The sequence below is a fragment of the Streptomyces sp. NPDC031210 genome (assembly GCF_055570395.1).
On record NZ_JBVIHH010000021.1, the window covers coordinates 77,073 to 92,154 of the forward strand.

Here is a 15,082-nt window from a genome sequence, read left to right on the forward strand (position 1 = left end):
GGCCCGGTGCAGCGGACGGAGAGCGGCGGCGGCCGGGGGGACGGCCCTCAGGCCGCCTCCCCGACCGGCGCTCCGGCCGCCGCGACCGGCTGAGCGGTGTGCGCGCAGGGGCGCGGCTCGGCGGGCCGCCGACGGCGCAGCGCGCGCGGCAGGCCCAACTCCAGATAGCCCTCGGCCTGCAACGCGGCCAGCCCGATGCGCGGAATGTCGCGGCTGTTGCGGAAGACGACGAAGCGGGGCTCCCAGCGTGGCCGGAACTTGTCGTTGAACTTGTAGAGCGACTCGATCTGGTACCAGCGGGAGAGGAAGATCAGCGTTCCGCGCCAGATCCGGATGACCGGCCCGGCCCCGAGCTTCTCGCCCCGCTCCAGAGAGGAGCGGAAGACCGCGAAGTTCAGCGACACCTCCTTGATCTTCAAATCCGGCGTCGCCTGGAGCGCCGCGACGATCAGCAGCTCGTTCATGCCCGGGTCGGCGCTGCGGTCGCGGCGCATCAGCTCCAGGGAGATGCCGGTGTCGCCCCACGGCACGAAGTGCTGCATCGCCTTGAGGTCGCCGTAGGGGCCGGGGTCCTCGCCCTCGCCGGGGGCCAGGTGCGCGGTCGCGATCACCGCGTCGCCGTCGGCCACCGCGTCGATCCGCCCCAGCGCCATGGAGAAGCCGCGCTCGGTATCGGTGTCGCGCCAGGCGTTCGCGGCCTTCTGGATGCGCTCCAGCTCCTCCGGCTCCAGGTCGCGCACCCGCCGCACGCGGGTCTCGTAGCCGTTGCGTTCGATCCGCTTGACCATCTGCCGTACGTTGCGCATCGCGCGGCCCGACAGGGTGAAGTCGGCGACGTCGACGATCGCCTCGTCGCCCAGCTCCAGCGCGTCCATCCCGGTCTCGCGGGTCCACACCTGGCCGCCGGTCTCGCTGCAGCCGGTCACCGCCGGCGTCCAGGAATGCGCCCGGGCCTCCTCCATGAAGCGCTCGATCGCGCCGGGCCATGCCTCGACGTCGCCGATCGGGTCGCCGCTGGCGAGCATCACACCGGAGATCACCCGGTAGCAGACCGCGGCCTTGCCGGTCGGGGAGAAGACGGCGCCCTTGTCGCGGCGGAGCGCGAAGTAGCCGAGCGAGTCACGGCCGCCGTGCTTGGCGAGCAGCTCGCGCAGGCGTCGCTCGTCGTCGTCGGTGAGCCGGGCGGCCGGGTGCTCGGGGCGGAAGGCGAGGTAGGCGGTGGTCGCCACGGTCAGCAGGCCGAGCGCGCCGAGGGAGTAGCCGACGGTGTAGTCGACCTGGTGGGTGTAGCTGACCGGGCCCTCGAAGCCGAACATGCCCCACACGACGTGCTGGGCCCGCTCCCAGAACGAGGGCGATCCGATGATCTTGTGGGGGTGGGAGCTGACGACCACCATGCCGATGGCGAAACTCACACCGCCCAGGACGACGAAGTTCGCCAGGGCCTTCCAGCGGCTGCGCGGGTCGGGGAGGGCCGCGAACTCGCTGCGGTGCCACACCAGGAACACCAGGAGCGCGAGCGAGAGCACCGCTCCGAAAACGGAGTGGCGGTACACGAGCTGAGCGGCGATCCCCACCGGGAGCAGCGCCACGGCCGCCACCCAGGCCCGCCGCTTACGCCGCTTGAGCCCGTGCGCCAACAGGAGCAGCAGGATTCCCACGACGATCGACGCGGCCGCCGCCAGCGGGCTCACCGCCCCCGGCAGCACCTCGGCCAGGGCGTGCATCCGGCTGTGCCGGAACCGGGGGAACACCCCCGCGACCAAGTTCAGCAGGCCGACGACCACGCCGGCCGTACCGACGAAGCGCGGTACCGATTCGGGCCGCGGGCCACGGAGCCAGCGTGGCGTGCGCCACGCAACCGTCTCCGACTTTTCGCCATCTAGCCTGTCAGACATCACTTTCCCGTCGCCCCGGTCGAGAGTACGTGCGAGCCTTGTCGCAGCATCTGGACTTTTTGCGCCCTGTATGACGGCGTTTCAGGGCTCGGGGTTCCATTAGCGGCACGGAAGGGCCGGCCGCCCGGAAGAAAGCACCACATGGGTCTCACCAGCAAGAAAGTGCTGCTTCTTGCCGTCCTCTTCGCGGTGGCACTGTTCGTCCTCACCATCTGGCTCTGGCCGCGCCTGTCCAAGGGCAACTGGCGCGCCGTCCTCGGCCGCATCGGACTGCTGCTGGCCACCCAGCTCTCCTTGTTCGCCTCGATCGGCCTCTCGGCCAACAACTCGTTCGGTTTCTACGCCTCGTGGGCCGACCTCTTCGGCCAGGAGCAGGCCCCCGGCGTCGTCACCGATTACGAGACCGGCCCGCACGGCACCAAGCTGAAACTGCTGGGCACCGAGCGGATCAGCATTCCCGGCGGTTCGAAGCCCAAGGTCGGCGGGCGGCTGGACAAGGTCCTCATCCGCGGCGAAGTCTCCAAGATCAGCAGCCCCGCGTACGTGTACCTGCCGCCGCAGTACTTCCAGGCCAAGCACGCCCACAAGAGGTTCCCGGTGTCCGTGGCCCTCACCGGCTACCCCGGCACCGCCGAGGCCCTCTACAAGAAGCTGCACTTCCCCCAGACCCAGCACGACCTGGTCAAGCGCAAGAAGATGCGGCCGACGATCCTGGTGATGATGCGGCCCACCGTCGCACCGCCACGCGACACCGAGTGCGTCGACATACCCGGCGGACCGCAGACCGAGACCTTCTTCACCAAGGACCTGCGCGCCGACATCACCCAGCACTACCGCGCCGGCACCGAGGCCAGGAGCTGGGGCGTCATCGGCGACTCCACCGGCGGCTACTGCGCCCTGAAGATGACCATGCGCCACCCGGAGGCGTACTCCACCGCCGTCGCGCTCTCCGGCGCCTACAAGGCCCCGCTCGACGCCACCACCGGCGACCTCTTCGGCGGCGACCCGCAGTTGCAGCGCGAGAACAACCTGCACTGGCGCCAGCAGCACCTGCCCGCTCCCCCGGTGAACCTCCTGGTCACCACCAGCAAGCAGGGCGAGGCGAACTACCGCCAGACGCTGAAGTTCATCGAGCAGACCAAGTCGCCCTCCCGCATCTCGTCGATCATCCTCGACAGCGGCGGCCACAACTTCAACACCTGGCGCCGGGAAATACCAGCCGCCCTGCAGTGGCTGGGCAACCACCTGAAGGTCTGAGCGGCGGTGCGTCAGCGGCCGATGATCAGGCTCATCGCCTCAGCGCGGGTCGCGGCGTCCCGCAACTGTCCGCGGACGGCCGAGGTCAGCGTCTTGGCGCCCGGCTTGCGTATACCGCGCATCGACATGCACATGTGCTCGCACTCGACGACGACGATCACCCCGCGCGGCTCCAGGATCTGCATCAGGGAGTCGGCGATCTGCGTCGTGAGCCGCTCCTGCACCTGCGGGCGGCGGGCGTAGACGTCCACCAGGCGGGCCAGCTTGGACAGGCCGGTGATCTTGCCGTCGGAGGACGGGATGTAGCCGACGTGCGCGACGCCGTGGAACGGCACCAGGTGGTGCTCACAGGTCGAGTACACCTCGATGTCCCTGACCAGCACCATTTCGTCGTGGCCGATGTCGAACGTCGTCGTCAGGACGTCCTTCGGCTCCTGCCACAGGCCCGCGAAGATCTCCTTGTACGCCCGCGCCACCCTGGCCGGTGTGTCCAGCAGTCCGTCGCGGTCCGGGTCCTCGCCGACCGCGATGAGGAGTTCGCGGACGGCGTTCTCGGCGCGCTTCTCGTCGAAGACGCCGATCTTGCCTTCGCCGGCCAGCGTCACAGGGTCGGTCATGTGGTGCCTCGTTCCTTACTGCGCCCGCTCGAAACGCGGAATGCCGCGCCCCCAGGCTAAAACCTGCGGGGCGCGGCATTCATTCCGGGGCCGGTGAAGGCTCCGGATCAGCTCTCCGGGCGGGGTTCCTCAGTGGATTCCGCCTTCTCCGTGGAGACCGCGGTGGTCGCCACGGAGCCGTTGGCCGGGGCCAGCTCCTTGGGCGAGAGCACCGGCGGGCGGGTGGAGGGGGTACGGCGCGAGGAGCCGGTCCACGCGGGGCGGGCCGGGCGCTTGACGATGTGCTTGAAGACCTCGGCGATCTCTTCCTTGCCGAGGGTCTCCTTCTCCAGGAGCGTCAGCACCAGGTTGTCGAGCACGTCGCGGTTCTCGACCAGGATCTCCCACGCCTCGTTGTGCGCGGTCTCGATGAGCTTCTTGACTTCCTCATCGACCAGCGCGGCGACCTCTTCGGAGTAGTCGCGCTGGTGACCCATCTCGCGGCCCAGGAAGGGCTCGGAGTTGTCGGTGCCGAACTTGATCGCGCCGAGCCGCTCCGTCATGCCGTACTGCGTGACCATCGCGCGGGCCGTGGCGGTGGCCTTCTCGATGTCGTTGGCGGCACCGGTGGTCGGGTCGTGGAAGACCAGCTCCTCCGCCGCGCGCCCGCCCAGCATGTACGCGAGCTGGTCGAGCATCTCGTTGCGGGTGGTGGAGTACTTGTCCTCGTCGGGCAGGACCATGGTGTAGCCCAGTGCCCGGCCGCGGGACAGGATCGTGATCTTGTGGACCGGGTCGGAGTTCGGTGAAGCCGCCGCGACCAGGGCGTGTCCGCCCTCGTGGTACGCGGTGATCTTCTTCTCCTTCTCGGACATGATCCGGGTCCGCTTCTGCGGTCCGGCCACGACGCGGTCGATCGCCTCGTCCAGGAAGTGGTTGTTGATCAGCTTCGCGTCACTGCGGGCCGTCAGGAGCGCGGCCTCGTTGAGGACGTTGGACAGATCGGCACCGGTGAAGCCGGGGGTGCGCTTGGCGACGGCCGAGAGGTCGACGTCCGGAGCGACCGGCTTGCCCTTCTGGTGGACCTTGAGGATCTCCAGGCGGCCCTGCATGTCCGGACGGTCGACGGCGATCTGCCGGTCGAAACGGCCGGGACGCAGCAGCGCCGGGTCCAGGATGTCCGGCCGGTTCGTGGCGGCGATCAGGATGACGCCGCCCTTGACGTCGAAGCCGTCCATCTCGACCAGGAGCTGGTTCAGCGTCTGCTCGCGCTCGTCGTGGCCGCCGCCCAGACCCGCACCGCGGTGCCGGCCGACGGCGTCGATCTCGTCGACGAAGACGATCGCCGGGGCGTTCGCCTTGGCCTGCTCGAAGAGGTCGCGGACACGGGAGGCGCCGACGCCGACGAACATCTCGACGAAGTCGGAACCGGAGATCGAGTAGAACGGGACGCCGGCCTCGCCGGCGACGGCGCGGGCGAGCAGCGTCTTGCCGGTGCCGGGCGGGCCGTACAGCAGCACGCCCTTGGGGATCTTGGCTCCGACGGCCTGGAACTTCGCCGGCTCCTGGAGGAATTCCTTGATCTCCTGGAGTTCCTCGACGGCCTCGTCCGCCCCTGCGACGTCCGAGAAGGTCGTCTTGGGGGTGTCCTTGGTGATCAGCTTCGCCTTGGACTTCCCGAACTGCATCACCCGGGAGCCGCCGCCCTGCGCCTGGTTCATCAGGAACAGGAAAATGATCACAATGGCGACGATCGGGACCATCGAAATCAGCATCCCGACGAACGGGTTCTGCTTCTCCGGGGAGACGGTGTACCCGTCCTTGATCTCGCCGGTCTGGTATTTGGCCTGCAGGTTCTTCGCCAGATCGACGCCCTGGTCGCCGATGTAGCTCGCCTGGATCTTGTTGGAGCCATCGATCTTGTTGTCGCCCGACAACTCGATCTTGATCTTGTTCTCGTCACCGGTCGTCAGCTCGGCGGTTTTCACCTTGTTGTCAGCGATCGCCTTGACGACCTGACCGGTGTCCACCGTCTTGTAGCCGCCGGACGAGCCGACGACCTGCATCAACACGACCACGGCGAGGACGGCCAGCACGATCCACATGACCGGCCCACGGAAGTATCGCTTCACGTCCATCCATACGGAGCCGCTGAGGCCCCGTCCCTCCTGCCACAGTGAGGCACAACAGCCCTGTGGAGAGCTGGTCGTGCGTACGGTGTATTACTGGCCCGAATTGTGACTGCCAATGAGACTGCCTTCGGACGGTACCCCAGCATTGTCACCCGGCGCCGCCGCCAACGGTGAACAATGAAGCCCGGGACTCCGTCTCCCTCCTCCAACGGCGGGAGACCCCGGGGGGTTCCCGCCGGGCGCCGAAGGCCGGTACGGCCCTCGGTCCGGCCGCGGCGGCCGGCGAGCGGGTGGTGCTCGTTCAGCCGCCGTACACGTGCGGCGCGAGGGTACCGACGAACGGCAGATTGCGGTACTTCTCCGCGAAGTCCAGGCCGTAGCCGACGACGAACTCGTTGGGGATGTCGAAGCCGATCCACTTCACGTCGATGGCCACCTTCGCCGCCTCCGGCTTGCGCAGCAGGGTGCACACCTCCAGGGAGGCGGGCTCGCGCGAGCCGAGGTTGGACAGCAGCCACGACAGCGTCAGGCCGGAGTCGATGATGTCCTCGACGATCAGGACGTGCTTGCCCTTGATGTCGGTGTCCAGGTCCTTGAGGATCCGGACCACGCCCGAGGACTGGGTGCCCGCGCCGTAGGAGGACACGGCCATCCAGTCCATCGTGACGGGGGTGGACAGCGCGCGCGCGAGGTCCGCCATCACCATCACGGCGCCCTTGAGGACGCCGACGATGAGCAGGTCCTTGCCCGCGTACTCCGCGTCGATCTTCGCGGCCAGCTCGGCCAGCTTCGCGTCGATCTCTTCTTTGGTGATGAGTACCGACTGAAGGTCGGCGCCCATGTCCTTTTCGTCCACCCGTGCCACTCTCGCTTGGTTCGGTGTGCATGTCAGTCGTGAGACTCATGAGGCGGGGCGGTGGTCGTGCGTCTCAGCCCTGCCGGATGACCAGTCTGCCACCCTGCCGTCGCACACCTACGCGCCCGGGGAGGTTGATGGCTCCCTGGCCCCGCCAGGCGGTGATCAGCCGGTCGACTTCTTCGATGTGGCGGGCGAAGAGCGAACCGGCCGGTGCCCCGGCGCCGATGGCTGCCCGGCGCAGTACCCGCCGGCGGACGGCGGGGGGCAGTGCGAAGAGCGCGGCGACATCGAGGGTGCCGGTGTCGTCGAGCACGGTGACCTCGGCGTCGGCGGCCCAGGCGTCCAGGGCGTCGGCGTCGTCCCGGGAGAGCTGGGCGGTACGGGCGAGGGCCTCGACCACTCCTTTGCCGAGGGCTTTCTCCAGCGCGGGCAGCCCTTCGTGGCGCAGCCGTGAGCGGGTGTAGGCGGGGTCGGTGTTGTGCGGGTCGTCCCAGACGGGCAGTGCCTGGATGAGGCAGGCCTTGCGGGCGGTCTGGCGGTCCAGGTCGAGGAAGGGGCGGCGGTAGCGGCCGTCCCGTCCGGTGGTGGCGGCCATGCCCGACAGGGAGCGGGTGCCGGAGCCGCGGGCGAGGCCGAGCAGGACCGTCTCCGCCTGGTCGTCGCGGGTGTGGCCGAGGAGGATCGCGGTGGCGCCGTGGCGTTCGGCGGTGACGTCCAGGGCGGCGTAGCGGGCGTCGCGGGCGGCGGCTTCCGGGCCGCCTTCTCGGCCCACGTGTACGGCGACGGTCTCGACCGGGTCGAGGCGCAGCGCTCGCAGCCGCAGGGCGACCTCGGCGGCGCGGAGGTCGGAGCCGTCCTGGAGGCCGTGGTCGACCGTGACGCCCCCGGCACGGACGCCGAGCTTGGGGGCTTCGAAGGCGAGGGCGGAGGCGAGCGCCATGGAGTCGGCGCCGCCGGAGCAGGCGACGAGCACCAGCGGGGGGCCGGGCCGGTCCTGCGCGCAGTGGTGGGTGAGGACGTCGTGGAGTACGCGGCGGACCGCCAGGCGTATCGCGGCGACCGCTGGATGGGGACCCATGTCCGTTTCCAATCGTTCGGCTGGGGAGCCTCGGGCCGTGGACGGCGATTCGTCACACAGAGTGCCTAGATGGTGACAGAGGCGAGCAGTTCCCCGAGCATTGCACGCCTATCCACCGGTCACGGTCCCTCGGACGGGTGATAGAAGGGGCGCGCGTCTGCCGCGCGGCGTGCCCAGCTCACGCCGCTCGCTTACGGTGCCCCGTCGGCCTTGCGGTGCACCCGCGCGATCCAGTCCGCCGGTTTGGCGATCTCCTGCTTGGTGGGGAGGGTGTTGGGCGACGTCCAGACGCGGTTGAAACCGTCCATGCCGGCCTCCTCGACGACGGCGCGCACGAACCGCTCGCCGTCGCGGTACTGCCGCAGCTTGGCGTCCAGTCCGAGCAGCTTGCGCAGCGCCTGGTCGAGCCGGCCCGCGCCGCTGGCCCGGCGCTTTTGGAACTTCTCGCGGATCTCGGCCACCGAGGGCACGACCTCCGGGCCGACGCCGTCCATGACGAAGTCCGCGTGCCCTTCGAGCAGCGACATCACGGCGGTCAGGCGGCCGAGGATCTCGCGCTGGGCGGGCGTCTGGACGAGGTCGACCAAGGAGCGGCCGCCGTCGTCCTCGCCCTCCTCGCCCTCGGGCTTGGCGCCGACGAGGGACTGGGCGGCCTCGCGCAGCCGCTCCAGGAGGGCGCCGGGGTCGATGTCGGTCTCGCCCAGGAAGGACTGGATCTCGCCCTCGATGTGGTCGCGCAGCCACGGCACGGCGGTGAACTGGGTGCGGTGGGTCTCCTCGTGGAGGCACACCCACAGCCGGAAGTCGTGCGGGTCGACCTCCAGCTCCCGTTCGACGTGCACGATGTTGGGCGCGACCAGGAGCAGCCGGCCGCCCTGCGCGGCGGCGGGCAGGTCGCGGGCGGGCGGCGCGAACGTCTCGTACTGGCCCAGGACCCGCGAGGCCAGGAACGACAGCAGCATGCCCAGCTCCACGCCGGTCACCTTGCCGCCGACGACGCCGAGCACGGCGCCACCGGGGACCGTCGAGCGGCGGTCCTCCATCTTGTCCAGCAGGGGTTTGAGCACGGCCCGGAATCCGGCGGCGTTGGCCTTGATCCAGCCCGGCCGGTCCACGACGAGGACCGGCGTGTCATGGGGCGCCTCGCCCTGAGCGCCGGGCTGCGCCATGCGCGTGAACGCGCGGACGTGCTCCTCCGAGGCCTTGGCGTGCCGGCGCAACTCGGCGACGATCGCCCGCGCCTCGTCCCGGCTCACCTCTGGACCCGGCCGCACAAGCCGGGTCGCGGTCGCAACCGCGAGATTCCAGTCGACCATCTCCGCGCCACTGATGCTCGTCATGGCTTCACGTTACGGTGCCGGTCCGCCAGGGGGTAGCCGATCCGGTGCCGGGCTCCGCGCGCATCCGCGGTTCGGCACGGCGCGGGCCCCTGGCGGCGCCACGGTTCGCCACCGCCGAGGTTCCTAGCGGCATCCGCAGTTCGCCACCGCCGAGGCGAGGTTGTCCAGGGCCTGCTGGGCGCCCTGGGCGTCGGTGGTGCCGCCGGTCATGAAGGCGAAGACGAGCAGGCGGCCGTCGGCGTCGACCACGGAGCCGGCCAGGGTGTTCACGCCGGTGAGGGTGCCGGTCTTCGCGCGCACGGCACCGGCGCCCGCCGTCTGGCCGGCGTAGCGGTGGCTGAGGGTCCCTGTGAAAGCCGCGACCGGCAGTCCGGTGACGACGGGGCGCAGCGCGGGGTGGTCGGGCGAGGAGGCTCGCAGCAGCAATTGGGAGAGCAGGCCGGCGGAGGCCCGGTCGTCGCGGTCGAGGCCGCTGCCGTCCTCGAAGACGGCGCCGGCCAGCGGCAGGTGCTGGGCGGCGAGGGCTTCGCGGACGGCGGTGCCCGCGCCGGCGAAGCTGGCGGACCGGCCGGTGGCGCGGGCGGTCTGCCGGGCCAGGGCCTCGGCGATGTCGTTGTCGCTGTAGGTGAGCATCCGCTCGACGAGGGCGGACAGCGGCAGGGAGCGGACGGTGGCGAGCCGTTCGGCCCGGCGGGGGGCCTTGGCGTCGTCGGGGTCGCCGTCGACGTCGATGCCGCGCTCGCCCAGCAGGCGGGCGAAGGTGCGGGCGGCGGCGCGGGCCGGGTCGTCCGCGCGCGGGGCGGTGCCGTGCTCGCTGTCGTCGAGGCGGGCCTCGTCGGCCATCAGGGGCGTGACGGGGGCGAGGTTCTCGTTGGGGCCGATGGGGTGCTGGACGGGCCCTGAGTACGCCGAGGTGTCGTAGCCGAGAGTGACGCGGGTGGTGTGCCGTTTCTTGAGGGCGCGGGCGGTGTCGTCGGCCAGGGTGCGCAGGTTGGCGGGCTGCTCTTCGAGGCCCGGCCTAGGGGCGCGGGCGGTGAGGGTCGGGTCGCCGCCGCCCACCAGGACGACGCGGTCGTCGTCGCCGGCGACGACGGTGGTGGCGATGCGGTGGTCGGCGCCCAGGGCGGAGAGCGCGGCGACGGCGGTGGCGAGCTTCACGGTGGACGCGGGGGTGGCGGCCTCGCCCGGCCGGGAGCCGAAGATCTCGCGGCCCTCGGCGACGTCCAGGACGGAGGCGGTGCGCAGCGGCCCGAGTGCCGGGTCCTTGAGCAGGGGGGCGAGCGCGTCGGCCAGCCCGGCGCCGGTCGGTGCGGGGGCGGCGCCCCGGCCGGCGGGGCCGTGCGCGGGCCCGCCGAGGGCGGGCAGGACGGGGGGCGCGCTGGGTACGGGGGCGCGGCCGGGGCGGGAGTCGGTGCCGTGATGCTCGCCACCTGTGCGCTCCGTACCGGCCGCGTGGAGGCGCTCGGCCGTACGCTGACCCGAGTCCCACGGCCCGGACGCCGCCACCGCGACGACCGCGACCGCCAGGCCCGTGGCGGCGGACAGCGCTGTCAGCCGCCAGGTCTGCCGCTCGGGCAGCGGCTTGGCCCGCCAGGTCTGCCGGGCGGCGCCCGCCGCCCGGCGCGCCGACTGCCCGGCCGCCTGCGCGGATTGCTGCGCCGACTGCCATCTGACCTGCCATCTTCTGGTCTCCGGCACCTCGGACCAGCCCCTTTCGCCACCACACACCTGCGTGGGGGACACTTAATCACCAGACGTATGTGTTGATCATGGAGGAGCCACCCGTGGAGTTCGACGTCACCATCGAGATCCCGAAGGGTTCGCGGAACAAGTACGAGGTGGACCACGAGACCGGTCGGATCCGCCTGGACCGTCGACTCTTCACCTCGACCAGCTACCCCGCCGACTACGGATTTGTCGAGAACACCCTGGGCGAGGACGGCGACCCGCTGGACGCCCTGGTCATCCTGGATGAGCCGACCTTCCCCGGCTGCCTCATCAAGTGCCGCGCCATCGGCATGTTCCGGATGACGGACGAGGCCGGCGGCGACGACAAGCTGCTGTGCGTCCCGGCGTCCGACCCGCGCGTGGAGCACCTGCGTGACATCCACCACGTGTCGGAGTTCGACCGCTTGGAGATCCAGCACTTCTTCGAGGTCTACAAGGACCTGGAGCCCGGTAAGTCCGTCGAGGGCGCGAACTGGGTCGGCCGCGCCGAGGCCGAGGCCGAGATCGAGGCCTCGTACAAGCGCCTGGAGGCGCAGGGCGGCGCGCACTGACGGTCGGCGGCCGGCGGTTTTTTCGTGACCGCCGCACGTTGAGTCACGCGCTCTGATTTTCGTACGCGAACGGGCGGCACCCACTTGGGGGTGCCGCCCGTTGGCGTGTCGCGGCCGGTGGGCCGGTCGGGTGGCGGGCCGCGGCCGACGCGGCGGCGCGGGGCGGGAGCCGCTAGAAGCCGCGGGTGCGCTTGGCGGCGCGGCGGTCGGTGCCGGCCTCCGCCATGCCCGGAGCCCGCAGGAACAGGCGTGCGACCTCGCTTCCGAGATTGACGCCGACGGCGATGGCCAGAGCCAGCGAGACGGCCCTGATCAGGGAAGTGATGCCCTCGTCCATGTTGCCCTGCGCGAAGTTGAGCAGGCCGAAGTACGTGGCGCTACCGGGCAGCAGCGGGCCGATGGCCGCCGTGACGTACGGCAGTGCGGAGGCGTAGCGGTAGCGGGAGAGCAACTGGCCGAAGAGGCCGACCAGACCGGCCGCGATGGCGGTCGCCGGCACCGGGTCCATGCGCGAGACGTTGGCGAGCGCGCCGTAGACCACCCAGGCCACACCGCCGTTTATGGTCGCGAACGCCACGGTGTGACGTTCCTGCTGAAGCAGCACACAGAACGCCAGCGCCAGCAGCATGGCCGCGGCCGTCTGCACCGGCGGCTCGTTGAACTCCCCCAGCGCCTGCTCGGGGTTGAGCCGCTTCAGGCCCGGGTTGAGCTGGAGCCCGATGTACAGCACGCTGAGGACGCCGACGACGATGCCGACGATGAGGTAGCCGACCTCCAGCAGACGGGCGGCGGCGGTGATGTAGTAGCCGGTCAGCCCGTCGTGGACGCCGGCGACCAGCGCCCGCCCCGGGATCAGGGCGAACAGCCCACCGGTGATCACGGCGGACGCCTGCACACTCGCGTGCGCCAGTCCGAAGGCGAGGCCCACCGCGGCGGGCGGCATCGCCGCGACCACGAACTGGTAGAACTCCGGGAATCCGCGGCCGGACGCGAGCCAGGCCAGACGGTCGCCGAGCATCGACCCGACGGCGGCCGCGAGGAACACCAGCAGCCCGCCGCCGACGAGCATGGAAGCGGCGCCGGAGAGCAGCCCGGAGGCCAGGGTCAGGGCCCAACTGGGGTAGGGGTGGCGGTTGCGGCGGATCTCGGCGAGGCCGCGGTAGGCCTCTTCGAGGGTGATGCCCTCGGAGGTGATGTCGTCGACGAGGCGGAAGACGGCGGACAGCCGGGTGTAGTCGACGCCGCGGCGCCGCACCGTCCGGCTGGCCGTGACGGGGTCGTCGACCAGCGAGGGCTGGTAGGAGATCGACAGCAGGGTGAAGGTGACGGTCGGCTCGACCCGCTCCAGGCCGTAGGCGTGACCGACGCCGAACATCGCGGCCTCGACGTCCTCGGCGCCCTCACCGCCGGCCAGCAGGATCTCGCCGATACGCAGGGTGAGGTCCAGCACGCGCGGGACGGCGGGCCCGCTCTCGTCGTCGGTGCGCTCGTACCGCTCCGGTGCGGGCCGCTCGTGGACCGGCATCCGCAGCATGGTGCGCATCCGGTCCTGCCAGGGCGCTTCCTTGGTGAGGCTGATCAGCGGGATGCCGTGCGGCGGGGTGAAGCCGTAGCCGACGGTCGCCGGGCCGGCGGGCGGCGGGGTGGGGACCGTGGTGCCGGCGGGCGGCGCGAACGCCGACCCCTCCTGCTCGGTGGGCGTCTCCGGGCGCAGGCCCTCGGGCAGCGCGAATTCGGAGGTGGGCTGCTCGTCCTCGGGAAGCGGCGGATAGGGCACACCGAGCGGCGGGGTGAAGGCGCTGTGCGCCTCGTCCGAGACGGGCTTGCGGTCCTCGGGCGTGCCGGCCCGGTCCGCGGGGCCGTAAGGGGTGTTGCTGATGGCGCTGCCGTTCCTCGCGCTCTTGGCGCCGTTGTCGGGATGGGCCTTGCCGTTCCGGCCGCTGGGGCCGTTGCGGGCGTTCTTGTGACCGCGGCCGCCGGCGTCGCTGCCGGTGGTGCCGTTGTCGGCGTCGCCGTTGTCGCTGGTGTGATCGTCGTTCGTGCCGTTGGTGCCGCGCTGGCCGCGCTGTGGGTCCGACGCCACGTCTCTACGCTCCTCGTACGCCTCCTGCCGTCCTTCACCGGACACGATGCCTGATAGCACGTGCGGGCGCGCGGGTCGGGGGTACCGGAAGGGTGGCGACGGACGGGCGCGCGGGCGTTCGTGCCCCGGTGTCAGCGCTTGGCGTGGCGGCCGCGGCGGCCGTCGGCGGGGTTGTGCGGGCGCTCCGCGGCGGGGTGGTCCGGGCCGGGCCCGACCGCCGCGGCCCGCTTCTTGGCCTTGCCGCGCGAGCGCAGGTACTCGATACCGATCGGCACCACGGAGATCAGCACGATCAGGACGAGCATGGCCTCGATGTTCTTGTGCACGAACGCGACGTTGCCCAGGGAGGCGCCGAGCAGGGTGACACCGGCGCCCCACAGCGCGCCGCCGAGGAAGTTGAAGATGATGAAGGAGCGGTAGTTCATCCGGCTCACGCCCGCGATGATGGGCGTGAACGTCCGCACGATCGGCACGAAGCGGGCCAGGATCAGCGACTTCGGGCCGTGCTTCTCGAAGAACTCGTGCGCCTTCTCGACGTTCTCCTGCTTGAAGAGCCGGGAGTCGGGGCGCTTGAACAGCGACGGGCCGACCTTGCGGCCGAAGAGGTACCCCGCCTGGTCGCCCAGCACCGCGGCGAGCACCACCAGCGTGCACACCAGCCACAGCGGCCGGTCGAGCTTGTGCGTCGTCACCAGCAGACCGGTGGTGAACAGCAGCGAATCGCCCGGCAGGAAGAAGCCGATCAGCAGGCCGGACTCCGCGAAGACGATGATCAGGACGCCGATCAGGCCGAATGTCGCGATCAGATAGTCCGGGTCCAGCCACTGGGGGCCGAGCGCGAGAGTATTCACGGGGTGAAGGCTCCTGGGTCGAGGGCGCCGGATCGTGCGGTGCGACGGGGGTGCAGGCGCAGGGTGCGGCCCAAAGCTATCAACGCCGCGCGGGGAGCCGTGGTTCCAGCGGCCTCCCCGGTGGCCGCCGCCCGGACGCCGCCGAACGGTGGCGGCGCCCGAGGAGCGGGGTGATGCTGCCCTGAAGGAGGTGCGCGGATGGGCATCGAGGACTACGGCGGCGGTCAGCAGGAGAGGTCCGACGTCCTGGTGGTGACGACGAACGACGTCCCCGGCTTCGCCGTCCAGCAGGTCATCGGCGAGGTCTTCGGCCTGACCGTGCGATCGCGGCACCTGGGTTCCCAGATCGGCGCGGGCCTGAAGTCGATGATCGGCGGTGAACTGCGGGGCCTGACCAAGACCCTTGTCCAGACCCGCAACCAGGCGATGGAACGGCTGGTGGAGCAGGCCCGCTCGCGCGGCGCGAACGCGGTGCTGATGTTCCGCTTCGACGTCACCGAGGCGGCCGATGTGGGCACCGAGGTGTGCGCGTACGGCACGGCCGTGGTGCTCTCGCCCCGTAGCTGAGCCGCGCGCGGGCGGGGCGCGGACGGGGCGCGCGTGCGGGGACGTGGGGGGGGGGGGGGGGGGGGGGGGGGGGGGGGGGGGGGGGGGGGGGAAGGGGGGGATCGGGCACGCGTCCCTCGACGGGGGGGTGCTGTTTTCTTTT

General features: G+C 71.0%; 12 protein-coding genes. 3 read left to right on the forward strand and 9 right to left on the reverse strand.

The window, feature by feature from the left end:
- Positions 1-47 precede the first annotated feature (47 nt).
- Positions 48-1,898 carry a phosphatidylglycerol lysyltransferase domain-containing protein gene (locus tag ACZ45Z_RS30095; protein WP_468369016.1) on the reverse strand — a complete coding sequence of 617 codons (1,851 nt, stop codon included), beginning with the start codon at positions 1,896-1,898 and terminating at the stop codon, positions 48-50.
- A 141-nt stretch (positions 1,899-2,039) separates the two neighbouring features.
- Between ACZ45Z_RS30095 and ACZ45Z_RS30100 the strand changes: the two genes are divergently transcribed.
- Positions 2,040-3,155 (forward strand): alpha/beta hydrolase, encoded by a 1,116-nt coding sequence (locus ACZ45Z_RS30100; protein WP_468369018.1) that lies wholly within the window; start codon positions 2,040-2,042, stop codon positions 3,153-3,155.
- A gap of 11 nt (positions 3,156-3,166) precedes the next feature.
- Here ACZ45Z_RS30100 and folE read toward each other — a convergent pair whose 3' ends face one another.
- The 6 genes from folE to dacB all read right to left on the reverse strand — a co-directional run bounded on the left by folE (position 3,167) and on the right by dacB (position 10,858).
- On the reverse strand, positions 3,167-3,772 hold the full coding sequence (folE, locus tag ACZ45Z_RS30105; protein WP_468369021.1) for a GTP cyclohydrolase I FolE: 606 nt from the start codon (positions 3,770-3,772) through the stop codon (positions 3,167-3,169).
- 107 nt (positions 3,773-3,879) lie between these two features.
- Complete coding sequence (gene ftsH, locus ACZ45Z_RS30110) at positions 3,880-5,889, reverse strand: ATP-dependent zinc metalloprotease FtsH (protein WP_468369024.1); 2,010 nt, start codon at positions 5,887-5,889, stop codon at positions 3,880-3,882.
- A 295-nt stretch (positions 5,890-6,184) separates the two neighbouring features.
- A complete protein-coding gene (hpt, locus tag ACZ45Z_RS30115) occupies positions 6,185-6,724 on the reverse strand; it encodes a hypoxanthine phosphoribosyltransferase (protein ID WP_468369065.1) in 540 nt (179 codons plus the stop codon).
- An 88-nt stretch (positions 6,725-6,812) separates the two neighbouring features.
- The gene (gene tilS / locus ACZ45Z_RS30120; RefSeq protein ID WP_468369027.1) at positions 6,813-7,820 is read right to left on the reverse strand and encodes a tRNA lysidine(34) synthetase TilS; all 1,008 of its coding nucleotides are present in this window, start codon (positions 7,818-7,820) and stop codon (positions 6,813-6,815) included.
- Between the two features lie 191 nt (positions 7,821-8,011).
- Positions 8,012-9,160, reverse strand: coding sequence for a zinc-dependent metalloprotease (locus tag ACZ45Z_RS30125; RefSeq protein WP_468369030.1), 1,149 nt, complete (start codon positions 9,158-9,160; stop codon positions 8,012-8,014).
- Between the two features lie 123 nt (positions 9,161-9,283).
- Positions 9,284-10,858, reverse strand: a complete 1,575-nt coding sequence (gene dacB / locus ACZ45Z_RS30130) for a D-alanyl-D-alanine carboxypeptidase/D-alanyl-D-alanine endopeptidase (protein ID WP_468369032.1) — start codon at positions 10,856-10,858, stop codon at positions 9,284-9,286.
- An 86-nt stretch (positions 10,859-10,944) separates the two neighbouring features.
- Between dacB and ACZ45Z_RS30135 the strand changes: the two genes are divergently transcribed.
- Positions 10,945-11,439 carry an inorganic diphosphatase gene (locus ACZ45Z_RS30135; RefSeq protein WP_019888410.1) on the forward strand — a complete coding sequence of 165 codons (495 nt, stop codon included), beginning with the start codon at positions 10,945-10,947 and terminating at the stop codon, positions 11,437-11,439.
- Between the two features lie 172 nt (positions 11,440-11,611).
- On the opposite strand, the gene ACZ45Z_RS30140 is transcribed toward ACZ45Z_RS30135, so the two are convergent.
- Positions 11,612-13,522, reverse strand: a complete 1,911-nt coding sequence (locus ACZ45Z_RS30140) for a threonine/serine exporter family protein (RefSeq protein ID WP_468369035.1) — start codon at positions 13,520-13,522, stop codon at positions 11,612-11,614.
- Positions 13,523-13,653: 131 nt separating this feature from the next.
- A complete protein-coding gene (locus ACZ45Z_RS30145) occupies positions 13,654-14,373 on the reverse strand; it encodes a DedA family protein (RefSeq protein WP_468369037.1) in 720 nt (239 codons plus the stop codon).
- Between the two features lie 198 nt (positions 14,374-14,571).
- On the opposite strand from ACZ45Z_RS30145, the gene ACZ45Z_RS30150 reads away from it, so the two are divergent.
- Positions 14,572-14,940, forward strand: coding sequence for a YbjQ family protein (locus ACZ45Z_RS30150; protein ID WP_468369040.1), 369 nt, complete (start codon positions 14,572-14,574; stop codon positions 14,938-14,940).
- Positions 14,941-15,082: the final 142 nt, after the last annotated feature.